Origin of the sequence: Flavonifractor sp. An82, from assembly GCF_002159265.1 — a bacterium.
In the GTDB taxonomy this organism is placed as follows: domain Bacteria; phylum Bacillota; class Clostridia; order Oscillospirales; family Oscillospiraceae; genus Flavonifractor.
In genome coordinates this window covers 16,121-39,697 of the sequence record NZ_NFHG01000004.1, presented here as the reverse complement: position 1 = coordinate 39,697, position 23,577 = coordinate 16,121, and the positions used below count along the sequence as shown (strand labels likewise).

The window sequence follows — 23,577 nt, the reverse complement described above, 5'->3', positions numbered from 1 at the left end:
CAGCCCCTTCGCTTCATAGAAAGGATATAGCAAAGGCGTGCCGCAGGATCTGCAGCACGCCTTTATGCTTATTTCCCTTCCCGGTTGAGCAGGTCCCGCTTCAGGTCCCACAGCTTCTGGGAGAGGTCCACATAGTAGTTGTGGGGGTTTTCAAAGCGCTTGACCTCGTCCCACAGCAGGTCGATCTGCCCGGCGCACCAGGCCCGCATCTCCGCGATGGGCGGGGAGTCGTACACCCGCTTGCCCCCCTGGAAGATGGGCACCAGCAGCTCCCTGGCGGTAAAGTTGGTGAACACGCTGCGCTTCCAGGTGGCGTCGGGATCGAAGAGCTCCAGAGGCTGGCTCTCGTCCACTTTTTCGTCCCACAGGGTGATGAGGTCGGCAAAGGCCTTCCCCGTCTCGTTGTCAAAGAGGCGGTACACCTTCTTGAAGCCGGGGTTGGTGATCTTGTCCGGGTTGGCGCTGATCTTGATCTTGGGGATGATGTTCCCCTCTTTGTCCTCCACCGCCGACAGCTTGTACACGCCGCCGAACACCGGCTCGCTCTTGGAGGTGATGAGCCGCTCGCCCACGCCGAAGGAGTCAATCTTGGCCCCCTGGAGCAGCAGGTCCCGGATGATGTACTCGTCCAGGGAGTTGGAGGCCACGATCTTGCACTCGGTGAGCCCCGCCGCGTCCAGCATCTTGCGGGCCTTCCGGGACAGGTAGGTCAGATCGCCGGAGTCCAGCCGGATGGCGCAGTTGGTGATGCCCTGGGGCAGCAGCACCTCTTTGAAGGCGCGGATGGCGTTGGGCACGCCGGATTTGAGCACGTTATAGGTATCCACCAGCAGAGTGGCCGAGTGGGGATAGAGCTGGCAGTAGGTCTTGAAGGCGGTATACTCGTCGGGGAACATCTGGACCCAGGAGTGGGCCATGGTGCCGCCGGCGGGAGAGCCGTACACCTCATCGGCCAGGGTGCAGGCGGTGCCGGCGCAGCCGGCGATGTAGGAGGCACGGGCGCCCAGAATGGCGGCGTCGGGGCCCTGAGCCCGGCGGGAGCCGAACTCGCTCACCGGCCGCCCGTCGGCCGCCCGCACGATGCGGTTGGTCTTGGTGGCGATGAGGGACTGGTGGTTCAGGGTGAGCAGCAGGAAGGTCTCGATGAACTGGGCCTCGATGGCGGGGGCCCGGACAGTGAGGAAGGGCTCCCGGGGGAAGATGGGGGTGCCCTCGGGCACAGCCCAGATGTCGCCGGTGAACTTGAAGTTCTTCAGGTACTCCAAAAAGCCCTCGCAGAAGCAGCCCTTGCCCCGCAGATAGGCGATGTCTTCTTCGTCAAAGTGGAGCCGCTCCACATAGTCGATGACCTGCTCCAGACCGGCAGCGATGGCAAAGCCGCCCCCGTCGGGCACGTTGCGGAAAAATACGTCGAAATAGCAGATCTGCTCGGCGTAGCCCTCTGTCTGGAAATAGCCGTTGCCCATGGTAAGCTCGTAAAAGTCGCAGAGCAAAGTGTAGTTCATATGTTGCTTCATGGTGTTGTAACCTCCCGGTTGATGACCGTGATCTGCAGGGCCTCCATCAGGTCCAGCACGTTTTTATGGAGGACGGGGTCCGGCCCGGCGGTGCAGGACGCGTCCACCACCAGCTCCGCCTCGGGCAGCGCCCCCTTGGCCACGATGGCGTTGGACAGCACGCACAGGTAGGACACCAGCCCCACCAGCTCGATGCGGTCATAGCCCTGCCCCTTCAGCCAGTTGCCCAGCCACAGGGAAGGGAAGGCAGGCTTGCACACCACCATATCCCGGCTTTTATCCATGGCCTGTCCGGTCTTTCCGTAGAGCTGCCACCCCTCCGAGTTCATAAGGCAGTGGGGCACCGGCAGCTTTCGCCCCTCCTGGGTATCCAGGTAATTCTCCTGGTGGGTATCCAGGGTAAAGGCCACGTCGTCGCCGGCGGCATGGTAGGCGGCGATTTTCTCCGCGATGGGACCGTCCAGCCGTTCCGCCCCGGCAAAGCCCAGAGCGCCGTCTACGAAGTCCTTCTGGTAGTCCACCACCAGCAGCAGCCGTTTCATGGCCGTTCCTCCTTTGCTGTCAAGACACCTGTCTATTATAGATATCTGTTCTTTAAATTGCAAGGGCCTTCTCGAAGCAGGGATAGGTGAGAGGCCGGCCGTGGAGGTGGATCTCTCCCACCTTGGTAAAGCCCATTTTACGGATGAGGGCCTGCATCCGGTCATTCAGCGAATAGGTATCGATGCGCATGGCGGCAATGCCCCGGCGGCGGGCCTCCCCCTCGGCAAAGGCAAAGAGGGCGGAACCCACCCCATGGCGCTGGAAGGCGGGGTCGATGGCCATGCGGTGGATGACCACCGCCGGGCGGCTGGTGGTCCAGGGCAGGGGATCGTACTCGGGGGACTCGCTGGTGTTGACGCAGGCCACCCCGGCCAGCCGGCCGTCGATGACGGCGGCGTACAGCTCTCCCCGGTCAATGTCCCCGGCGTAGAAGTCACGGGTGGGATAGTCCTCCCCCCACTGGGGATTGCCCAGCTGGTTCATATGGACCACCGCCCGGCCCACCAGGGCCCAGATCTCCTCCAGTTCCTCCCGCCGGGCGGGGCGGATGGCGATTTCCCCGGTCATTCGGCCACCAGGGTGGGGCCCATGGCCTCGTGGAGGGTGGGAGTCACCGCACCCCGGAAGAGGCAGACGGCGTAGCGGTGCATTTTCTCCAGCTTCTCGGGCACGCCGTCGGCGCTGATCTGACCGCCGGCAGAGAAGTCGCTGTCCAGAATGAACCGGGTCTCCTTGGGCTGGTTGGGGTTCTGGGGGTTGTTGGCCCCCACCAGGCCGGGACCGGCGTGGAGCTTCATGCGGTAGCCGCCCACCAGGGGGGTCTCCACGTCCAGAGCGCACTTGACAATCTCACTCTCCTCCACGTCGGGCTCGCCCAGGATGCCCAGGTACTGGCTCTGGATCAGATCGTCCCACAGCTGATCCTCCAGGCCCATAACCTTACGGGAGATGGCGTTGACGTAGCGCAGGCCGATGCGCTCAAAATAGGCAGGCTGATAGATCTGGATGAACTGGGCCAGGGCCTGGTCCAGCCGGATGGCAAAGTCCTCCCACCGCTGGTAGGTCAGGGTGGACAGGGCGATGAAGTTCTGGGTCAGGTTGATCTTCCACCGGCCGTCCTCCGAAATAAAGTGGTAGTTGGTGATGGGCTTCTGGGGCTCCAGAGCGGTGGCGTTGCCCTTCTTCACCACCTTGGGGGGAAGCTGCTCCTGCCGGGTCATATACTTGGGAAAATCCTTCCGGATGGCCTCCTGGAAGGCGGCGGGCTCATTGGTCCCGATGGACAGGATGGTGGGGAAACGGAGCTGGCAGATGACCTCCACCAGCGGAGAGCGGGCATAATGGACACGCTCGTATGGCGCAAACAGCATAGCGGCTGCTCCTTCCTATTCAAAGTCTTATCTATTTTATCCCCGAATGTGCCCCATGTCAAACGCTTCAGCCTTGAATTCCCAAACTTTGGCCGGTATAATGCTGATGAGAATGATAAGGAGGCGCGTAAGATGGAACTGGAACTGAAGCGGGGCGGCCGCACCGCCCGGGTAACCACCCAGGGCGGCGAGCTGATCTCCTACCGGGACGAGGCCGGTCTGGAGTACATCTGGACGGGAGATCCGGCCTACTGGGCCGGGCGCAATCCCCTCCTTTTCCCCATCGTGGGCGGGCTGCGGGACGGCAAGGTACTCATTGAGGGCAAGGAAGTGTCCATGAAGCGCCACGGCTTTGCCCGCAACAGTACATTTTCCGTCACCGGCCAGGGTGAGGACTGGGCGGAGCTGGAGCTGCGGGAGAGTGAAGACACCCTGGCCCTCTACCCCTATCCCTTCCGGCTGACGGTGCGCCAGCAGCTCACCGGCACCGGCTTTGCCACCGCCGTCACCGTCACCAACACCGGGGAGCGGCCCATGCCCTTCTGCCTGGGGGCCCACACCGGCTTCCGCTGTCCTCTGGAGGAGGGGGAGTCCTTCACCGACTATGAGGTGCTCTTTGACCAGAAGGAGACCTGCCCCACCCTGGTGCCCGACGCCAACGGTCTGGACCCCAGCCGCACCCGTCCCTGTCTGGAGGACACCGACGTGCTCCCCCTGTCCTACCATTATTTTGACGAGATGGATACCCTGGTCTTCCAGGGCCTCAAGTCCCAGTCGGTGCGCCTGCGCAGCCGGAAGAGCGGCAAGGGGGTGCGCATGACCTTCCCGGGCTTCCCGGTACTGGCTCTGTGGTCCACCCCGGGCAAGGCGGCCCCCTACCTGTGCATCGAACCCTGGCACGGCGTCCCCGCCGTGGCGGGCGAGGGCCCGGAGTTGAAGGACAAGGCCTTCTGCATCACCCTGGCCCCCGGCGAAAGCCGCACCCTGGGCTATCAGGTGGACACCCTGTAACCGAAAATCCCCCGGCATCAAAAGATGCCGGGGGATTTTTCACATCGCTCAGGCCTGGCCGTCCATGGTGACCTGGAAGGTCAGGGTCATGGTGTGGCCGCTGGCATCGGTGAGGGTCAGCTCCAGGGGGAAGGTCTCGCCGGGCTCCTCCTGGAAGGCGCTCACAATGGCGGACACCAGGGTATTGCCCTGGCCCGCGGGGCTCTCCGGGTCCTTTACCCAGTTGGAGCCCAGGTTGGAGGCGTTCTCCCCGTTGGCCCAGGTGTAGACCTGGCCGCCGTAGGTGATGCTGGCCACGGTGGCCCCATTGTCCTGCCGGTACAGAGCACCCAGGAAGCGGGCCATGTCGTTCATGGCGGAGCCGTCGGCCAGGGCGGACAGGTCGTCGTACCGGGCAGTGATGGTCACCGCCACATCCTCACGGGTGCTGCCGGAAAAGACAGACTCATAGGAACCGGCATAGGTATATCCGTCGGCGTAGGTGTATTCCCCGGCCTCGGTCACCGCTCCCACCAGAGGGGCGTTGAGCAGGAAGACCTGCTTATGCTTTCCGTCCTGAACATGGAGCACGGAGCTCAGAGCCGTCCCGTCCAGGGTCACCTGGGCGGTGGCGGGGTCCTCTTCGCTCTTCACATCCTCCACGATAGCCAGGAAGTGCTCCAGATTGGCGTCGGTGAGGGTGAGCACCGCGCCCTGCTCCACAGCAGACCCCTTGGACAGGTCAATATCCTGCCAGGCGCTGCCGGAGATGGACAGGCCGTTAGCCGTAACGTTGGAGCCGTTGACATTCAGGCCGGAGGCGTTGCTGCCCCGCAGAGTCACCTGCTCCAGCACCACAGCGCCGGAGGTGTAGGCCTGCATGCCGGCGGCCCGGTTGGCGCTGTCCAGAGTCAGGTTCCGGATAGTCACCCCTTCGGCCACGCCGCCCACATTCAGCAGGTGCTTGTCGGCATTGCCGGAGCCGGTCCAGCCCTCGGCCGCAGTGATGGTGTGACCCTTGCCGTCGATGGCCACCGGGCGGTTAACGGAGATCTGGCGCTCCACCTCAAAGGAGCCGCCCAGCTGGATGGACTCCACCTGGCTGGCCAGGGCGGCAGTCAGCTCCGCCCCGCTGTTTACCACCACACCCAGGTCCAGCTTCAGGGTAATGGCGGCCTCATGATTGCCGTTGAGGGTGATCTCCCCCACGGCCCCCTTGGCAGCAAAGTCGGCCACCAGCACGGACACCAGGGTGTTGCCGCTGTTCTCCTCGCTGCTGGGGTCCTTCACCCAGTTGGAGCCCAGCAGACCCCGCTCGGCGTCCCAGGTGTAGGTCTCACCGTTGTAGGAGATGCTCTGGACGGCGGCGCCGTTATCCTGGCGGTACAGGGCACCCAGGAAGCGGGCCATATCGTTCATGGCGGTGCCGTCGGCTACCTGGGTCATGGTGTAGGCCCCGCTGACGGTCATCTCGTCGCCGCTCTCGCTGGTGGTGAAGTTGCCCTGATACACCCAGATGCCGTCGGGCTGGTCCTCATAGCCGTCATAGGCCTGGGCGTTCTTCACCAGCTCCTTCAGAGCCTGCTTGGCCTGCTCCTGGTCTCCGGCGATATCGCCGTCGCCGTCGCCATTGTCCTCACCGTCGCCGGAGCCGTTGTCAGAGCCGCCGGAACCGCCGCCGTTATTGGACCCGCCGCCGGAGCCGCCGCCGTTGTTGGAACCGCCGGAAGTATTGCCGGACTGGCCGGCGTCCACAGAGCCGCCGGGAATGGTGACCGAGTCGCCGCTGTTGTTCTCCACCTTGGTGCCGCTGGTGCTGACGGTGGTGCCGCTGGCATTGGGGGCGGCCTCCACCTTGGTGACGGTACCAGAGCCCGCCACAGTGGTGTTGGAGCCGGAGGTCACCACAGAGTCGATCTTGGACCCCTTCTCGGTCTGGATGGAGACGCCATCCGCCTCCCGGGTGACGCTGACCTGCTCCACCTTGCCCGCCACCGCCAGGGCGGCGTCGGAGCCGGACACGGTCAGATCGCTCACGACAGCGGTCTTGGCCACGGTCACCGCAGCGTCGGAGGCCTCCTCCATGACGGTGAGGATACCCACGGTGCCGGTGACCTCCAGCTTGGCGTCGGCGCCGATGACGGTGACAGATTCCACCGCGCCGTCCACCTTTACCTGCTGGTCCTGACCGGACACCATCAGCTCGCCCACCTGGGCGTTGCCCTCCACAGAGACCCGGACGCCGCCGCCCTGACGGGCCACGGTAACCATGTCCACCTTGGAGTCGCCCTTGATCACCACGGAGTTGGTACCGCCGCCCCGGATGATGAGCTTGCCCTCCACGGTGACCCCGTCCAGCACCACATGGCCGTCGGCCACGCCCTCAGCCACGATCAGGTCCCCGGCAATGGTGAGGCCCTGGAGGGTCACGTCGTCGGCGCTGATGACAGCAGAGCTGTCCACGTCCTGGGTGTAGGTACCGGCCTTATCAAAGGTCTCGGCGAACATGTTGTCCAGCATCACCGCCACCTCGGCCCGGGTGATGGGCTTGGTGGGCATGATGTTGCCGCCGCTGCCCTGGACGTAGCCGGCGTGGGCCATGGCCCCCACAGAGTCCTTGGCCCAGTCGGCCACCTGGCCGGCGTCCCGGAAGGCGTTCACGCCCTGGCTGCGGCCGGTGAGCTCCAGTACCCGGGCCATCATGACCATGGCCTCCTGGCGGGTGATGGTGTCGCCGGGCCGGGCATGGACCCCGTCGCCCTGGAGCACGCCGGCGGAGCAGGCCTTCAGCACCGCGTCGGTGTACCAGGCCTCGTCAGCCACATCGGCAAAGCTGTTGCTGGCGGCGATCTGATAATCCATGATCCGGTCCAGGATCACAGCCAGCTCGGCGCGGGTGATGTAACCGGTGGGATTGAGGTTGCCGGTGCCGTCCCCCTTCAGGACGCCCCGCTGGGCCCACACAGACATGGCGTCGTCATACCAGGTGCCGGCGGTCTGGTCGGGCTGGGCGGCCATGGCGGCAGGGGCGCACACCATGGAACCGGTGAGCAGCAGGGACAAGATCTGTTTCTTCATGCAAATTGTTCTCCTTGTGATTGTTGCCCGAAAAAAAGGGGCGGAGCTCACTGCAGAGCTCCACCCCTGGTGGTATTCCCATCCGGAATCTCCCCCTGCAGCGCCGCCGACTCTCGTCGGGTTTGCCGTAAGACAGGGGGTATCTTAACATACTCGTTTCCGGATCACAAGGCAAAATTCCGAATTTAATGCATGTAAATATAGCCATTTCAGGGCTATTTCACAGCTTTTGCGAATTAGTAGGCCACACCCCAGTACACCATATGCTTGGCGGGCTTGCCGCAGATGGGGCACACATCGCCCAGGTGCTCCTGCTCCAGGGGGATGCAGCGGGAGGACACGCCGGCCTCCTCCTTCATCTTGAGCTCGCACTCCAGATCGCCGCACCACATGGTCTTGGCAAAGCCGCCCTGGGTGGCCATCTTCTCCTTGACCTCCTCCAGGGAGGAGCAGGCGTAGGTGTTCTCGTCCAGGTTGCGCTTGGCCTTGTCGTACAGGCCCTGCTGCACGGCGTCCAGCATAGTCTTGACGGTCTCCTCGATGTTGTCCAGGGAGACAAAGCTCTTCTCGCCGTTGTCCCGGCGGACCAGCACGCACTGGTTCTTCTCCATGTCCTTGGGACCCATCTCCAGACGCAGGGGCACGCCCTTCATCTCGTACTCGGCGAACTTCCAGCCGGCGGACTGCTCGGAGGCGTCCATCTTCACCCGGATGCCGGCGGCCTTCAGGCGGTCCATGACGGCCTGGTTGGCCTCCAGGACGCCCGCCTTGTGCTGGGCCACGGGGATGATGATGACCTGGGTGGGGGCGATGCGGGGGGGCAGCACCAGACCGTTGTTGTCACCGTGGGTCATGATGACGCCGCCGATGAGGCGGGTGGACACGCCCCAGGAGGTCTGGAAGGGGTGGTGGGGCTGGTTGTCCTTGCCGGCAAAGGTGATGTCAAAGGCGCGGGCAAAGCCGTCGCCGAAGTAGTGGGAGGTACCGGCCTGGAGGGCCTTCTTGTCGTGCATCATGCACTCCACGGTGTAGGTGGCCTCGGCGCCGGAGAACTTCTCCTTGTCGGTCTTGCGGCCCTTCACCACGGGCATGGCCAGGTAGTTCTCGCAGAAATCGGCGTAGATGTTGAACATGCGCTCGGTCTCTTCGATGGCCTCCTCGGCGGTGGCGTGCATGGTGTGGCCCTCCTGCCACAGGAACTCCCGGTGGCGCAGGAAGGGACGGGAGGTCTTCTCCCAGCGCAGGACGGAGCACCACTGGTTGTACAGCTTGGGCAGGTCCCGGTGGGAGTGGATGATATCCTTGTAGTGCTCGCAGAACAGGGTCTCACTGGTGGGGCGGATGCAGTAGCGCTCCTCCAGCTTCTCGGAGCCGCCCATGGTCACCCAGGCGCACTCGGGAGCGAAGCCCTCCACGTGGTCCTTCTCCTTCTGGAGCAGGGACTCGGGGATGAGCATGGGGAGGTACACATTCTCGTGGCCGGTCTCCTTGAACTTCTCGTCCAGGATCTTCTGGAAATTCTCCCAGATGGCGTAGCCATAGGGACGGTAGATGAAAACGCCCTTGATGGAGGAGTAGTCGATGAGCTCCGCCTTTTTACACACGTCGGTGAACCACTTGGCAAAGTCCACCTCCATATCGGTGATCTGTTCCACCTGCTTTTTATCCTGTGCCATACTTTATCTCAATCCTTTGTTTCAGAATTACATGGGTTCCACTTATTTTATGCATTTATGCCCCAAAAGTCAAGAGCGGGGCCCGGATCATCTCCTCCGGGCCCCGCTCTTTTCTGTTTTTACAGGATAACCACCAGTGTGGCGATAAACTGGTCCTTGTGGTACTGGCCGTAGGCCTGCACCCGGTCCCCTTCCTCCAGCCGGTCCAGCTTGGTGGAGCTGCCGGAGCTGGTGATGAGCCGGGCGTCGTACACATCCACACTGACCTTGCTGCCGTCCTCCAGACGAACGGTCAGCAGATCCATTTTGGTGTCGATCTGAGTAATGGTTCCTGTCAGCTGGGTGTCGTCGGGGGTGGTCTCCGGCTCCGACTGAGCGGTGGCCTGGATCTCACGCACCTGATTGCCGCTGACCACCACGATGACCTTGTCGCCGCTGCGCAGCTGGTCGATGGTGGCCGTCTTGCCGTCCCGCCGGATGGCAGGCAGGTTCAGCAGATCCAGCTGATAGCTGATGCTCTGCCCCTGATCGGTCTGCATCAGCAGAATGGTGGGGCTGCCGTAGGTGATGCTCTGGAGCACGCCCTGGGAGGAGGAGGTGGTGCCGCCGGTGAGCTTGAGCTCCGCCAGGTGGCCCATGCCGTCCACCCAGCACTGGGCCTGGGTGTAGCCCGCCGACGGGTCGATGAGCTCCTGCCCCCCCGCCAGCTGGTCCACCTGGACCTTGGTGAAGCGGTCGATGGTCAGCCGCCGGCTGGCTCCGTTCACCTGGAGGGAGATGCTGCCCTGGTCAATGGTGGACACCGTGCCGCTGAGGGCGGTAAGTGCGCCCCCCAGTCGGGCGGACTGGGGATTGCCCGCGCTGTCCAGATTCACCCGGACATACTGCCCCTGCCGCAGGGCGGTGGGGGTGGTGCGCATGTTGTTCTCATAGATGGGGGCGGCGGCGGGCAGGGTCACGCTGCTGACGCCGGTGATGTTGCTGGAAATCACCATGGCGGTGGTGCCGTCGCTGGCGGTGGACACCGAGGTGATGACGCCGCCGGTCCAGGGATAGGAGGTGTAGGCGGGCAGCTCGGCATAAATGCCCTGGGCGTCGGTGAAATCCATGGCCCGGCGGAGCATGGTGGCCATCTCTGCCCGGGTCAGACTGCCCTTGGGCATGAACTGGTTGGCGCTGTTGCCCTGGACGATGCCGTATGTACTCAGCAGGTACACATAGGGCTTGAGCACCTCGGCAATGGAGGAGGTGTCGGCAAAGTTCAGGGAATAGCTGGTCAGGCTCTTGGCCATGGCCTCCAGCTGCATGGCCCGCACCAGGTACATGGACAGATTTTCACGGGTAATGGACTTGAGAAGAGCACCCGAGGTGCACATGGCCTCCAGCTCATACTCGTTGATGATGCCGGTTTCCAGGCAGACGGCAATCTCCTCCGCCGCCCAGCTGTATACCTCCTCGGGCAGGATCTGGCCCAGCTGTTCCGCCCGGTCGGCGGCGATCTGCTTTTTATCCGCAGCCGACACGCCGGTGGTACGGGAGCAGAAGAGGAGCGCTTCGCAGGCGGTCATCTGGCGGCTGGGGGAGAAGGTGGTGGCGCTGGTACCGTTGATGACGCCCAGTCCGGCCAGATACTCCACGTCCTCCCGGGCCCAGTGGCCCTCCATGTCGGTGAAGCTCACCGCCCCGGCAGGGAGCACCAGCAGGGACACGGTCATCGCCGCGGCCAGAGCGAGAACGGCAATTCTCTTTCCTTTCATAGCTTTTCCTCCGTCGACTGCATTGGTTTCCATAACTATATGCCCCCATTATAGCGGTCCCGCAGGGAAAAAGCAACCTGAAATCCGTCGTCCCCTTTTAATAATCGACATCTGTATTTTATCTTGACAAGTGTAGCGTAAAGTAGTATGCTGGTCCAGCCAACGAAAAGGAGGAGGTCCCCTATGGAGGAAAAACAGGAGAAGGATCTGGACCTGCGCCAGCGCAAGACCCGCCGTCAGCTGACCCAGGCTCTGGTGGAGCTGATGGAGGAGCGGCCCTTCCAGGAGCTGTCGGTCACCGACATCTGCCGCCGGGCCATGGTCCACCGCACCACCTTTTACGCCCACTTCAACGACAAGCAGGAGCTGCTCCACTATTTGATGGTCCAGGTGGAGCGGGAATGCATCGCCGCCTGCGTCCCCCAGGACGCGCCCACCCCCCGCCAGTTCTTTCTGACGGCGGCCCGCAACACCCTGGCCTTCTTCAGCGCCCGGAAGGGCTTCTACCGGGCCTGCATGGCCAGCGGTGCGGACACCCAGACCCGGCTGCTGGAGGATACCGCCGCTGAGGAGCTGGCCCGCCGCCTGAGCCAGCCCCCCTTCCCCGACGCCCTGCCGGGGTTGGACCCCCGCATCGCCGCCCGCTTCTATGTGGGTGCCATGCTCTCCCTGGTCCGGTGGTGGCTGCTCAGCCCCGACCCGGTGCCCGAGGCGGTGCTGCTGGAGCACCTGGACCGTTTCATTCCCCACAGCTGAGAGGACTTTGATTATGCAGCCGGAACAGAAAACCGAAACCCCCATGACCAAGCTGGCCCGCTTCATCGTTGACAAGCGCAAGGCCTTCTTTCTCATCTTCATCGCCGCCCTCATCTTCTGCGGCGCCTCCATCAATAAGGTGCAGGTGAACAACGACATCACCTCCTACCTGCCCGCAGACACCGAGACCCGGCGGGGCCTGACCCTGATGGAGGAGCAGTTCGTCACTCTGGGCACCGCCAACGTGATGGTGTCCAACGTGACCTATGACGCCGCCGCCGCCCTGGCCGCCAGGCTGGAGCAGGTGGAGGGGGTGTCCCAGGTAACCTTTGACGACACCGCCGACCACTACCACGACTCGGCCGCCCTGTTTGCCATCTCCTTTGACGGGGAGGCGGACGACCCGGAGACGGTGGCCGCTCTCCACCGGGTGGAGGACACCCTGGAGGGCTACGACCTGTCGGTATCCACCGAGGTGGGCCGGGATACCTCCGCCTCCCTGCGTAAGGAGATGACCGTCATCCTGGCCATCGCCGCCGCGGTCATCGTGGTGGTGCTGCTCTTCACCTCCAAGAGCTATATGGAGGTGCCCGTCTACCTCATCGTGTTTGTGGCGGCGGCGGTGCTCAACATGGGCACCAACTTCATCTTCGGCACCATCTCCTTTATTACCAACTCCATCGCCGTGGTGCTCCAGCTGGCCCTGGCCATCGACTACGCCATCATCTTCTGCCACCGGTACATGGAGGAGCGGGACGGAGGCCTGGACCCCCGGGAGGCCGACATCGCCGCCCTGAGTAAGGCCATCGTGGAGATCTCCTCCTCCAGCCTGACTACCATCTCCGGTCTGGTGGCCCTGATGCTCATGCAGCTGCGCATCGGCTTCGACATGGGCATCGTGCTGGCCAAGGGCATCGTGTGCTCCATGCTGTGCGTGTTCTTCCTGATGCCCGGCCTGCTGATGGTGTTCCAGGGGCCCATCGACCGCACCCGCCACAAAAACCTGGTGCCCAGGATCAACTTCTGGGGCAAGGCGGTGGTCAAGCTGCGCTTTATCCTGCCCCCCATCTTTCTGGTGGTGGTCATCGCCGGAGCGGTGCTGTCCAGCCGCTGCGTCTACGTTTTTGACACCAACGATGCCGACTTTGACAACAAGCCTGACTGGCAGCTGGCCGACGAAAAGGTGACGGCCACCTTCGGCAAGAAGAACACCATCGCCATGCTGGTACCCCGGGGGGACTACCAGAAGGAAAAGCGCATCCTGGAGCGGGTGTCCGCCCTGCCCCAGGTGACCCAGGTCACCGGCCTTGCCAACATCGAGGTGGAGGAGGGCCGGATGCTCACCGACGACATCTCACCCCGGCAGTTTGCCGAGCTGGCGGGCGTGGATGTGGAGCTGGCCCGGCTGCTCTTCCAGGCCTACGGCCTCAGTGTGGAGGAGTACGGCGCCATCTTCCAGAACCCGGACGACTATTCTGTCCCCCTGCTGGACATCTTCCAGTTCCTGCTGGAGCAGAAGGACAAGGGCGTGATCAGCCTCACCGGAGACCAGGCCAAACAGGTGGAGGACCTGCAGGAGCAGCTGGATGTGGGGCTCCAGCAGCTTCAGGGCGAGGACTGGTCCCGGATGGTCTTTGTGGCCGACGTGCCCACCGAGGGGGAAGAAACCTACGCCCTGCTGGATGAGATCCGGGCCATTGGCCGGGACTACTATGACGACGTGGTGCTGGTGGGCAACTCCACCAACGCCTTTGATCTGGCCAGTTCCTTCTCCGGCGACAACCTGAAGATCAGCGTGCTCACCGCCCTCTTCGTCATGGTCATCCTGCTCTTTACCTTCAAGTCCGCCGGTCTGCCGGTGCTGCTGGTGCTCACCATCCAGGGCTCCATCTGGATCAACTTCTCCTTCCCCGTCCTCACCAATACCAACCTCTTCTTCCTCAGCTACCTGGTGGTCAGCTCCATCCAGATGGGGGCCACCATCGACTACGCCATTGTCATCACCAACCGCTATCTGGAGCTGAAAACCATGATGGAACCCCGGCAGGCGGCGGTGGAGGCCCTGAGCCAGAGCTTCCCCACCATCCTCACCTCCGGCTCCATCATGGCGGTGGCCGGCTTCCTCATCGGCGGCATCTCCACCGACGCCACCATCGGCTCGGTGGGCCTCACCCTGGGCCGGGGCACCGTCACCTCCATCTTCCTGGTCATGACCGTGCTGCCCCAGCTGCTGCTGTTGGGGGACGCCCTCATTGAGCGCACCGCCATCACCCTCAACCGGGACCGGTCCCAGCGGTTCAACAAGGGCACCATGCGGCTGGACGGCCATGTCCGGGGCCATGTGTCCGGCTTTGTGGACGGCGAATTCAAGGGCGTGATCCACGGCAGCGTGGACGCCCTCATCGAGAGCAACTATCAGGAGATTCAGACCGAAGACGACCAAGAGGAGGACCAGCCATGAACCGAACCAAACGTATCCCGGCCCTGCTGCTGGCCGCCGCCCTCCTCTTCTCCCTGCTGCCTCCCGCCGGGGCGGCAGGGACGGTGAGCATCGCCACCCTCTCCGACTTCCAGGAGTTCGCCCGTAGCTGCACCAAAGACACCTGGTCAGTGGGAGTGACAGTAGAGCTTACCGCCGACCTGGACCTGAGCGGCACCGACTTTTCCCCCATTCCCATCTTCCAGGGCACCTTCCGCGGCGACGGCCACACCATTACCGGCCTCTCCTTCTCCGACAAAGGCTCCAAGGTGGGCCTCTTCCGCACCCTCACCGAGAGCGCCCTGGTGGAGGACCTAATTGTGGAGGGTACCCTGTCCCCCGGCGGCACCGCCGGGCAGGTGGGGCTTATCGCCGGTGAAAACAGCGGCACCGTCCGGGACTGCACCGCCAAGGGCTCGGTCTCTGGTCAGGCGGACGTGGGCGGCGTGGTAGGTCTCAACACGGAGACCGGTACCGTGGATTCCTGCATCAATCAGGCCTCCGTGTCCGCCCCCAGCAACGCCGGCGGCATTGCCGGCCAGAGCCTGGGCACCATTACAAGCTGCACCAACACCGGCGCCGTCAACACCGACCCCAACGAGGAGGCCCCCTCCAACTCCGGCGGCATCGCCGGGCTGTCCCGGGGCACTATTTCCAACTGTTCCAACGCCGGTACCGTGGGCTACCAGCACCTGGGCTACAACACCGGCGGCATTGCCGGGCTCCAGTCCGGTTACATCTCCCAGTGCACCAACACCGGCTCCATCCTGGGCCGGAAGGACGTGGGGGGCATCGTGGGGCAGTTTGAGCCCAGCGTGGAGGTGCGCTACGGCCCCTCCCCCACCGACAGCCTCAACAGCAGCCTGGATACCCTCTTTAGCGCAATGGAGGACTTCGGCGACCAGATCAGCGCCATAGCAGGCCGGGGCATCGAGGATGCGCAGGCCATCCAGGAGGCGGTGGGCGGACTCCGGGACCGGGTGAACGACGCCGGGAAGGAGGGGCTGGATGACTACCAGGCCATGACCGACGCCCTGGACAAGGAGATCACCGCCCTGGGAACTGCGCTGGACGGTCTGCGCAGCCATGTGGATACCTTCTCCGATACCGCCTGGACGGAGCTGGACACCCTGCTGGAGCAGACCGACGCTTTGCGCCGCAGCGTGGACGATCTGCTGGACAGCACCGACTCCGCCCTCTCCAAGGCAGCCGCCGCTCTGGAGGACGCCATCGACGGGGTAGAGAGCCAGGTACGAACCATCCGTACCCACCTGAAGGCCATGTCCGATGAACTGAATAACATAAAGACCTACCTCAAGCAGGTAGCCGACCGTCTGCTTCATCTGGATTTGGAGGGAGCCCTCTCCATTCCCTTCCCCACCCTGGACCCAGCGGGCCACCTGTCCGCCATCCAGAAGGCCCTGAACCGCCTGCCCACCCTGGCAGGCGATCTGCTCCGCAGCTGGGAAGCCATTGGAAAACACACATCCCATGAGGTGGACGCCATCCGGGCTGATGCCGATAAAGCCGCCGACGCCATCTACGCCGCCGCCAGCCGCCTGGTGGAGGCGGGGCGCACTCTGTCCCAGAACGCCAAACAGGACCTGGACGCCGTTACCGCCCAGGCTGACGCCGTCCGCGGCCTGCTGAAGGACTATTCCGACACCCTGGGCAGCAAAACCCAGGACGCGGCGGAGGATATCAGCGGCCAGCTGGATGTGATCCAGGACCGGGTGGACAGCATGACCCAGGCCGCCGGGAAGGACAACCAGGCCCTCCATGCCTCCGCCCAACAAGTGACCGGGGCCCTGGACCAGGTGCGCCAAGCCATCTATCAACTGGGCCAGGAACCGGAGCTCACCACCGCCGATCTGTCCCAGGATGCCACCCAGGGCTCCGGCGTGGTGGCCGCCTGCACCGCCTCCTGCACCGTGGATGGGGACTCCAACGTAGGCGGTATCGTAGGCGCGGTAGGGGCTGAACTCACCGACGATCCGGAGGAAACCTTTGACGTGGAGGACCTGAAGCTTCTGGCTGATGTATATGCCACCCTACGGGCGGCGGTGCGGGACTGCCGGTTTGACGGCGCCGTCACCGTGAAAAACGACTGCGGCGGCGGCATTGCCGGCCGGTGTACCACCGGCGCCATCGTGGACTGCGCTGCCCGGGGGTCCGTCACCACCGGCACCGACTACTGCGGCGGTATCGCCGGCCGCACCGACGGCACCGTGCTCCGCTGCGCCGCCCTGGTAGACCTGGACGGCGGCAGCTGGCTGGGCGGCATTGCCGGTCTGGGCGGCACCCTCACCGACTGCCGGGCCATGGTGCGGGCCCAGGGGGACGGGGAGTACCGGGGGGCCGTCGCCGGTCAGTCGGAGGACGCCCTTACCGGCAACCGCTACCTGCTGGAGGATCTGGCGGGCCTGGACGGGGTGGACGTCACCGGTCAGGCCGAGGGTCTGGACTTTACGTCCTTTTCCCAGCTGGATTACATCCCGGCGGACTTCCTTACCTTCTCCTACCGTTTTGTGGTGGATGGCCAAACGGTGGCTGAGATCCCCTTCTCCTACGGGGACGATCTGGACCAGAGTCAAGTGCCCCAGCCCCCGGAGAAGGACGGGGAATACGGTGTGTGGCCCGATTTCCCGGTGAAGGGCCTTACCCGTTCCATGGTGCTGGAGGCCCAGTTCACCCAGCCCACCGCCACCCTCTCCTCCGGCGGAGAGTTTCCCGTCCTGCTGGCGGAGGGCGCCTTCGCGCCGGAGTCCACCCTGGACCTGGAGTCCCTGGAGGACGTTCCCACCCTGTCGGGCCGGCAGAGCATGGGCAGCTGGTCCTACACCGTCACCCACTGCCAGAGCGACACCGTGACCCTCCGTCTGCGGGCGGCGGATACTGACCGCCCGCAGGCGGCCATCCGGCAGGCTGACGGCAGCTGGCAGGTGGTGGAGGCTCAGCTGGACGGCAGCTATCTGGTCTTTGAGGGCCCCGCCCAGGGGCAGATCGCCCTGCTGGACCAGCCTGCCCTCAACCCCCTGCTCATCATCCTGCCCGTCTGCGGCGGCCTGCTGGTCCTGCTTGCGGCCCTCCTGCTCCTGCGCCGACGGAAGAAGGGGCGCGCCACTGCGGACGTCAAGTGAATCAAAAAAGAGGCAGACACCCAAGTGTCTGCCTCTTTTTATTTCCCGTTATTCTTTTTTCGCCGCAGCCGCCGCAGCTCCAGCCACACCCCCACCCCCACGAGGGCCAGGGCGGCCAGCAGCATGATGGCAAAAACCAGCACATTGATCCAGGAGAAGCCCCCCACGTCGGCGTGGGTCACCAGCACCTGCCAGGCAAAGTACTGGGCCAGAGTGGGCACCTTCTGCTCGGGCACCAGCCAGGCGCCCAGGCAGTTGCCCAGGGGAATGACAAAGGTGATCTCCAGGGCGGCCAGCCCCCCCTTCAGCCAGGGCCCCGCTGGCAGCCAGTAGAGGATCACAAAGAGCAGCCAGACCAGGGCCATCACGAAGGCGGCAATGGGATATCCCAGACTGAGCAGCCAGTCTCCTCCGGTGGCCAGGGAGATCACCGCCAGCAGCACGAAGAGCCACACCGTCAGCAGGGCCAGGAAGGCCGGCAGGCGGTGTCCGGAGTAAAAGCGGTTGACCGCCCACAGACCCCAGGGCAGGGCCAGACAGGCTGCGGTGATGGCAAGCCCGCCCCCCAGCCAGGAGCCGCCGGTCACCCCCCAGCAGGATACCAGAAGCAGCAACAGGCAGGCCGACAGGGCCCCCATGCAGATGGGCAGCTTGTTTTTCTTCAGGCGGAAGGGCAGGTTGGTCACGCAAAAAGCCATCCCCAGGGAGAAGAGCACGATCCAGAACCAGCTCAGCCGCCCCTCAAAGACCAGGTTGCAGATAAAGCAGGGGATCAGGGCGGTGAGGTAGGCGGCGGCAAAGAAAATACGGGTCCCCCTCACCACTCCGTTCCACACCGCCGCGGCTCTGGCCTGGGCGCTGGCCTCATCGTCGTCACAGGCGGTGAAGAACTCGTGCTCCGAGATATGGAGCAGCCGGCAGATGGCAGGCACCAGGGACACGTCAGGGTAGGACAAGCCCCGCTCCCATTTGCTCACCGAGGACTCCGTCACATAGAGCGCCTGGGCCAGCTCCCGCTGGGTCAGGCCGGTCTCCCCCCGCTTGCGGCGGATATAGGCGCCAAAGGTTTTCTTTTCATCCAAAGCAAGGACCTCCGATCTTGGGCGAACCGCCCGACACACACCCTACCCGCCCGACGGGAAAAAGTCAAGAAATGAGGAGCTATTTCCCCCTCGACCGTTGGTCGAGTCCTGCTCTCCCAATGGTTTGCGGGCTTTTTCCCAAAACGCGCAAAGGCGGCCCGCGCAATGCGCGGGCCGCCGAATACTCAAAAGTTGGTGCCGCCGAACTCGTGGAAGGTGAGGTTCTTGTTGCGCTCCTCCGTCCAGTTGATGGCCCACTGGGACCCGAAGAGCAGCAGCTGGTTGCCCTTGTAATCCTCCACCAGCTTGGTGTCGGTACCCAGGTTCAGGTCCTCCTCCTTCACCGGCTGGCCGTCCTCGGTGTCGATCCACCGCAGGTACTCGTAGGGCAGGCCCTCCATGTAGAGGTCCACGTTGTACTCGTTCTTCAGCCGGTACTCCAGCACGTCAAACTGCAGGGTGCCCACCACGCCCACAATGACCTCCTCCATGCCGGAATAGGGGGTCTTGAAGATCTGGATGGCGCCCTCCTGGGCGATCTGCTCCATGCCCTTCAAAAACTGCTTGCGCTTCATGGTGTCCAGAGAGCGCACCCGCTTGAAGTGCTCGGGGGCAAAGGTGGGGATGGGGTCGAACTTGAACTTTTTGGAGGCGGTGCACAGGGTGTCGCCGATGGAGAAGATGCCCGGGTCAAACACGCCGATGATATCGCCGGCATAGGCCTCCTCGATGATCTCCCGCTCGGCCGCCATCAGCTGCTGGGGCCGGGACAGGCGGATCTTCTTGCCGCCCTGGACGTGGTAGACCTCCTTGTCCGCCTCGAACTTGCCGGAGACGATGCGCATGAAGGCGATCCGGTCCCGGTGGGCCTTGTTCATGTTGGCCTGGATCTTGAACACAAAGGCGGAGAAGTTGTCGTCCATGGAGTCGATGATCTCCTCCCCTGCCTTCCGGGGCAGAGGGGCGGTGGTCATCTGGAGGAAGTGCTCCAGGAAGGGCTCCACGCCGAAGTTGGTGAGGGCGGAGCCGAAGAACACGGGGGACAGCTTGCCGTGGCGCACCCGGTCCAGGTCGAACTCGGCGGCAGCGCCGTCCAGCAGCTCGATCTCATCCACCAGCTGCTGATGGAGCCGCTCTCCGATGAGGCCGTCCAGGTTGGGGTCCCCCAGCTCCACCTCGGTGGCGGTGGCCGCCTTGGCGCCGCCGTTGGAGGTGAAGTGGATGATCTTCTTGCTGCCCCGATCGTACACGCCCTTGAAGTCCTTGCCGCAGCCGATGGGCCAGTTGACGGGGTAGGTCTCGATGCCCAGTTCCTTCTCCAGCTCCTCCAGCAGCTCGAAGGAGTCCCGGGCCTCACGGTCCATCTTGTTGATGAAGGTGAAGATGGGGATGTCCCGCATGGCGCACACCTTGAACAGCTTCCGGGTCTGGGCCTCCACGCCCTTGGCGGCGTCGATGACCATGACGGCGCTGTCGGCAGCCATGAGGGTACGGTAGGTATCCTCGGAGAAGTCCTGGTGGCCGGGGGTGTCCAGGATGTTGATGCAGTAGCCCTCGTACTGGAACTGCATGACGGAGGAGGTGACGGAAATGCCGCGCTGCTTCTCGATCTCCATCCAGTCGGAGGTGGCGGCACGGGTGTTTTTCTTGCCCTTGACCTGACCGGCCTGGGCGATGGCTCCGCCGTAGAGCAGGAATTTCTCAGTCAGGGTCGTCTTACCGGCGTCGGGGTGAGAAATGATCGCAAAGGTTCTGCGGCGCTTGATTTCAGATTCGTATTGTGACAAGGTGATGTCCTCCTTGTTAAAATGTCAAATATCCATTCTCAGGGGGCGGCATCCATATTACGGCGGGCTGAGCCGCTCCACCGCCGCCGGAATATCCTCAAAGGCCTCCACTCGGGGCACCTCACGGTCGATGTGACCAAAGCCATAGGCGGCGTGAAGGAAGGGCACCCCCGCCTGGGTAGCGGCGTTGTAGTCCCCATGGGTGTCCCCGATGTAGAGGGGATGTTTCAGGCCGTTGCGCTGTACCATCAGGGCGATATTGTCCCCTTTGGGCTTGCCGGTGCGGCCGGGATTCTCATAGTCCTTGAAAAACCTCCCCAGGCCGTGGGCCTGGAAAAAGGCCTCGATGTAGCCGTCCTGGCAGTTGCTGACGATAAACAGGGGATAGTCCCGGGCCAGTCGCTCCAGGGTCTCCTCCACCCGGGGATAGAGCACGCCGCCGTGGGTGGCCACATAGTCGTTTTCCACCACCAGCAGTTCATCCAGCAGAGGGCGGATCTCCTCCTTGGGAATATCGGGCACCAGCTTCTTCACGATGTCGGGCAGCAGCATGCCCATGCAGCCGGTGACATTCTCACGGGTCACCAGTCCCGCCAGCTGGGGGTTGCGCCGCTCCAGCACACTGTTCCAGGACAGGCAGATGGCGTCCACCGAGTCCCACAGGGTCCCATCCAGATCAAAGAGCAGTCCGTCAAACAAAGGATACGCGCCTCCCGCTTTCGTCTCAAAAAACGACCACATCCGAAGGGATGCAGCCGATACCAATACAATGTTACTATATCATACCCCAAGTCGGTTTTTCAAGCCTTCCTCCCGGCATATTTTGCACAAAAAGGCCGGGGCCGCTTTGCGGCCCCAGCCTTTCAGCATCAGGTAAGAATCACAGAGTAACGGCGCGGTGGAGGATGGTAGCCATCTCCGCCCGGGTCAGAGTGCCCTTGGGATTGAGCTGGCCCAGTCCGTTGCCCTGGATCACGCCGGCCTGCACCATGGCGGCCACGGCGGGCTTGGCGCTCTCCGCCACGGAGGCAACGTCGGAGAACCGGTTGAGCACATTGACATTGGCGCTGGGCATATCCTTGTCGGCTACATCCATGGCCTTATACAGGAACACCATGGCGTCCTGCCGGGTCACCGGATCGCCGGGATGGAAAGCGCCGTTGCTGTCGCCGGTGGCAATACCCAGGGCCTTGGCGGCAGCCAGGGCATCGGCATAGTAGATACCGGCGGGCACGTCGGTGAAGTTGCCGGTCTGGGTGGTGGTAAAGCCGAAGGTGCGGCACAGCATCAGGATATAGTCACCGCGGGTCATGGGACCGGCGGGGCTGTAGGTGCTGCCGTTGCCGGTGCCGGTGGTGATGCCGTAGGCGGCCATGAACTCCACGGAGGGCAGGGCCCAGCCGTAGGTGCCCATGTCGGTAAAGCGGCTGGTGGTGGGGGCGCTGACCAGGATGTTCAGCGTGCCGTCATAGGTGATACCCGCAGTATCGGTGCCCACGTAGGGAATGGAGACCATACCGGTGTAGCCCGCCTTGGGCAGGAAGGTGATCTCACTGAGGGAATACAGGCCGCCCGCAGAATAGTCCACGCTGGAGACCACGGGGCCCCGGTACTGCATGGGGCTGGTAAAGCTGTAATAGAGGCTGCCGCCGGTCAGCTCGGGCTCCAGGAACCGGACGGTGCTCAGGGCCTGGCCCCCACGGGAGGCGCAGGCAGCCCGGAAATCGCTGTCCTTGAACTTCACACCCAGGCCGTTGGAGGTGTAGACAATAACACTGGGATCCTTCAGGGTGACGTAGGTGATCTCCACCTCTCCGTCAAAGGTCTTGCCATTGGTGGTCTTTCCGCTGAAGGGGATACGTACCGTGCTGCCGGTACCGCTGCCGGCGACAAAGGTGATCTGGTCCAGGCTGGGATAGGAGGAGCGGTAATACCGGGCATTCTCCACCTCGCTCTCGTTGGACTGGCCGTACTGGTAGTAGAGGTAGCCGCTCCGGCCGGAGGTGTAGTCGAAGATGACGTAGTCCAGGTTGGACCCAAATTCCTCCACGCAGGCCTGGTTGAAGGTATCCGCCCGGAAGGTCAGGTCGGCGCCGTTGGCGGCCTGGAGCTTCACGGTGATGTCGCCGTCGGAGGCGTCGCCCACCTGGATCACCAGCTCGCCGGAGAAGGTCTCCCGGTTGTCGGCCTTGCCGGCAAAGCCGATGGTGACGGTGCCTTCAAAGTCCTTGTAGGGCACAAAGGTCAGATCATCGATCTCGTCATAGTCATAGTCTTTGTTTTCGTCCACCTCGGTGCCGTCCTCATACCGGTCGTCGTAATCGTAGTAGAGGGTACCCTCACGGTAGGAGGGCAGGTCGGTGAACCAGATGTAGTCCACGTCGTCCCCTGTCTCGTCGACGCTGTAGTTACTGAAGTCCCGGTAGCGCAGGTCCACGGTATCGTTGACCTCCACCTCATAGGTCACATCGCCGGTGACCTTATCCCCGCCGTTCACCTTGATGACCAGGTCGCCGGAGAAGGACTCATCTCTGTCCGAAAGTCCCCGGAAGGACAGGGTAACAGTACCCTTATAGTCCTCCTCAGGCACAAAGGTCAGATAGTCGATGTCACGATGGTCATATTCGTCGTCCTCGCGGACCTTCTTCTGGCTGGAGTAACCGTAGTCGTAGTAGAGCGTACCCTTGCTGGAGGAGGGCAGGCTGGTGAACCAGAGCTCCTTTACCTCCTCGCCCCTTTGGGTATGGTCATAAACATACTGGTCAAACTCGTCCACATCCAGCTCCAGGGTCTCATCCCCGTCGATCTCATAGGTCAGTTCGCCGGAAGAAGAGGAGGAACCCACACCGGTCACCTCGATGACCAGATCGCCCCAATAGGCATCTTCACCGACCGACTCACCCTCAAAGGGGATGGTGACGGTACCGTCAAAGTCCTCATCCGGCTCAAAGAGCAAGTAATAGAGTTCATTATAGGGGATATCTTCATTTTCTTCGACCTCAATGGGATTCTTCTTTTCATAATTGTCGCAGTAATAGAGGGTTCCCTTACTGGCAGAGGGCAGGTCGGTAAAGTAAATGTAGTCCATGTTGCTGTCTGTTTTTTTCTTGCAGTAGTCATTCAGAGCCTTGTCGGTGATCTCCAGCACATCGTCGGAATCCACCTCATACTCCAGAACCGACGTGGCCGCCAGAGCCCCGGGCAGCATGCCTGCCAGCAGGGCCAGACCGGTACCCGCGGACAGCAGGCGCATCAATCTCTTCCGCATCTGCTTCATTTCCGTATCTCTCCTTCCAAAACTTCATTGGTTTACCTTGGTTAATTTTCTCCATTATCTCTCACTTTGGACGAAATGTCCAGTGCAATGGTTCCCTCTTTTGTAAAATCATTTCACAATGCCAA

15 protein-coding genes are annotated in these 23,577 nt (G+C 63.1%); 4 read left to right on the top strand and 11 right to left on the bottom strand.

The window, feature by feature from the left end; all coding sequences use genetic code 11:
• Window positions 1-68: 68 nt before the first annotated feature.
• The 4 genes from B5G34_RS06330 to B5G34_RS06315 are packed head-to-tail and all read right to left on the bottom strand — an operon-like array spanning window position 69 to window position 3,430.
• On the bottom strand, window positions 69-1,517 hold the full coding sequence (locus B5G34_RS06330) for a nicotinate phosphoribosyltransferase (RefSeq protein ID WP_204245916.1): 1,449 nt from the start codon (window positions 1,515-1,517) through the stop codon (window positions 69-71).
• Complete coding sequence (locus B5G34_RS06325) at window positions 1,514-2,059, bottom strand: isochorismatase family cysteine hydrolase (protein ID WP_087335328.1); 546 nt, start codon at window positions 2,057-2,059, stop codon at window positions 1,514-1,516. Before B5G34_RS06325 ends, B5G34_RS06330 begins: the two co-directional genes overlap by 4 nt.
• Window positions 2,060-2,111: 52 nt before the next feature.
• A complete protein-coding gene (locus B5G34_RS06320; RefSeq protein WP_087335326.1) occupies window positions 2,112-2,627 on the bottom strand; it encodes a GNAT family N-acetyltransferase in 516 nt (171 codons plus the stop codon).
• Window positions 2,624-3,430, bottom strand: coding sequence for a TIGR04255 family protein (locus tag B5G34_RS06315; RefSeq protein WP_087335324.1), 807 nt, complete (start codon window positions 3,428-3,430; stop codon window positions 2,624-2,626). Before B5G34_RS06315 ends, B5G34_RS06320 begins: the two co-directional genes overlap by 4 nt.
• Window positions 3,431-3,562: 132 nt before the next feature.
• Between B5G34_RS06315 and B5G34_RS06310 the strand changes: the two genes are divergently transcribed.
• Entirely contained in the window at window positions 3,563-4,441 is an 879-nt protein-coding gene (locus B5G34_RS06310; RefSeq protein ID WP_087335323.1) for an aldose 1-epimerase family protein, read from the top strand.
• A gap of 48 nt (window positions 4,442-4,489) precedes the next feature.
• On the opposite strand, the gene B5G34_RS06305 is transcribed toward B5G34_RS06310, so the two are convergent.
• From B5G34_RS06305 to B5G34_RS06295, 3 genes are all read right to left on the bottom strand, one after another.
• Window positions 4,490-7,498 carry an S-layer homology domain-containing protein gene (locus B5G34_RS06305; protein WP_087335321.1) on the bottom strand — a complete coding sequence of 1,003 codons (3,009 nt, stop codon included), beginning with the start codon at window positions 7,496-7,498 and terminating at the stop codon, window positions 4,490-4,492.
• Between the two features lie 236 nt (window positions 7,499-7,734).
• Window positions 7,735-9,174 (bottom strand): proline--tRNA ligase, encoded by a 1,440-nt coding sequence (gene proS / locus B5G34_RS06300; RefSeq protein ID WP_087335319.1) that lies wholly within the window; start codon window positions 9,172-9,174, stop codon window positions 7,735-7,737.
• 119 nt (window positions 9,175-9,293) lie between these two features.
• Entirely contained in the window at window positions 9,294-10,931 is a 1,638-nt protein-coding gene (locus B5G34_RS06295; RefSeq protein WP_087335317.1) for an S-layer homology domain-containing protein, read from the bottom strand.
• A gap of 183 nt (window positions 10,932-11,114) precedes the next feature.
• Here B5G34_RS06295 and B5G34_RS06290 point away from each other — a divergent pair, with 183 nt between their 5' ends.
• From B5G34_RS06290 to B5G34_RS06280, 3 genes are read left to right on the top strand one after another with little or no spacing between them, the layout of a single operon-like run.
• Window positions 11,115-11,687, top strand: a complete 573-nt coding sequence (locus B5G34_RS06290) for a TetR/AcrR family transcriptional regulator (protein WP_162609437.1) — start codon at window positions 11,115-11,117, stop codon at window positions 11,685-11,687.
• A 13-nt stretch (window positions 11,688-11,700) separates the two neighbouring features.
• Window positions 11,701-14,148 (top strand): MMPL family transporter, encoded by a 2,448-nt coding sequence (locus tag B5G34_RS06285; protein ID WP_087335313.1) that lies wholly within the window; start codon window positions 11,701-11,703, stop codon window positions 14,146-14,148.
• A complete protein-coding gene (locus tag B5G34_RS06280) occupies window positions 14,145-17,306 on the top strand; it encodes a hypothetical protein (protein WP_087335311.1) in 3,162 nt (1,053 codons plus the stop codon). The genes B5G34_RS06285 and B5G34_RS06280 overlap by 4 nt, the downstream gene beginning before the upstream one ends.
• Window positions 17,307-17,344: 38 nt before the next feature.
• Here B5G34_RS06280 and B5G34_RS06275 read toward each other — a convergent pair whose 3' ends face one another.
• The 4 genes from B5G34_RS06275 to B5G34_RS06260 all read right to left on the bottom strand — a co-directional run bounded on the left by B5G34_RS06275 (window position 17,345) and on the right by B5G34_RS06260 (window position 23,452).
• The gene (locus tag B5G34_RS06275) at window positions 17,345-18,388 is read right to left on the bottom strand and encodes a helix-turn-helix transcriptional regulator (RefSeq protein WP_162609436.1); all 1,044 of its coding nucleotides are present in this window, start codon (window positions 18,386-18,388) and stop codon (window positions 17,345-17,347) included.
• 185 nt (window positions 18,389-18,573) lie between these two features.
• Complete coding sequence (locus B5G34_RS06270; protein ID WP_087335307.1) at window positions 18,574-20,175, bottom strand: peptide chain release factor 3; 1,602 nt, start codon at window positions 20,173-20,175, stop codon at window positions 18,574-18,576.
• Between the two features lie 57 nt (window positions 20,176-20,232).
• Window positions 20,233-20,874: an HAD family hydrolase gene (locus B5G34_RS06265; protein WP_242956888.1), complete on the bottom strand. Its 642-nt coding sequence runs from the start codon at window positions 20,872-20,874 to the stop codon at window positions 20,233-20,235.
• Window positions 20,875-21,055: 181 nt separating this feature from the next.
• Window positions 21,056-23,452, bottom strand: a complete 2,397-nt coding sequence (locus tag B5G34_RS06260) for an S-layer homology domain-containing protein (RefSeq protein WP_087335303.1) — start codon at window positions 23,450-23,452, stop codon at window positions 21,056-21,058.
• Window positions 23,453-23,577: the final 125 nt, after the last annotated feature.

What these genes read in the sequence shown, in the direction of transcription:
- B5G34_RS06330 (WP_204245916.1), bottom strand. Translation starts at nt 1,517, where the DNA reads ATGAAGCAACATATGAACTACACTTTGCTCTGCGACTTTTACGAGCTT.
- B5G34_RS06325 (WP_087335328.1), bottom strand. Translation starts at nt 2,059, where the DNA reads ATGAAACGGCTGCTGCTGGTGGTGGACTACCAGAAGGACTTCGTAGAC.
- B5G34_RS06320 (WP_087335326.1), bottom strand. Translation starts at nt 2,627, where the DNA reads ATGACCGGGGAAATCGCCATCCGCCCCGCCCGGCGGGAGGAACTGGAG.
- B5G34_RS06315 (WP_087335324.1), bottom strand. Translation starts at nt 3,430, where the DNA reads ATGCTGTTTGCGCCATACGAGCGTGTCCATTATGCCCGCTCTCCGCTG.
- B5G34_RS06310 (WP_087335323.1), top strand. Translation starts at nt 3,563, where the DNA reads ATGGAACTGGAACTGAAGCGGGGCGGCCGCACCGCCCGGGTAACCACC.
- B5G34_RS06305 (WP_087335321.1), bottom strand. Translation starts at nt 7,498, where the DNA reads ATGAAGAAACAGATCTTGTCCCTGCTGCTCACCGGTTCCATGGTGTGC.
- proS (WP_087335319.1), bottom strand. Translation starts at nt 9,174, where the DNA reads ATGGCACAGGATAAAAAGCAGGTGGAACAGATCACCGATATGGAGGTG.
- B5G34_RS06295 (WP_087335317.1), bottom strand. Translation starts at nt 10,931, where the DNA reads ATGAAAGGAAAGAGAATTGCCGTTCTCGCTCTGGCCGCGGCGATGACC.
- B5G34_RS06290 (WP_162609437.1), top strand. Translation starts at nt 11,115, where the DNA reads ATGGAGGAAAAACAGGAGAAGGATCTGGACCTGCGCCAGCGCAAGACC.
- B5G34_RS06285 (WP_087335313.1), top strand. Translation starts at nt 11,701, where the DNA reads ATGCAGCCGGAACAGAAAACCGAAACCCCCATGACCAAGCTGGCCCGC.
- B5G34_RS06280 (WP_087335311.1), top strand. Translation starts at nt 14,145, where the DNA reads ATGAACCGAACCAAACGTATCCCGGCCCTGCTGCTGGCCGCCGCCCTC.
- B5G34_RS06260 (WP_087335303.1), bottom strand. Translation starts at nt 23,452, where the DNA reads ATGAAGCAGATGCGGAAGAGATTGATGCGCCTGCTGTCCGCGGGTACC.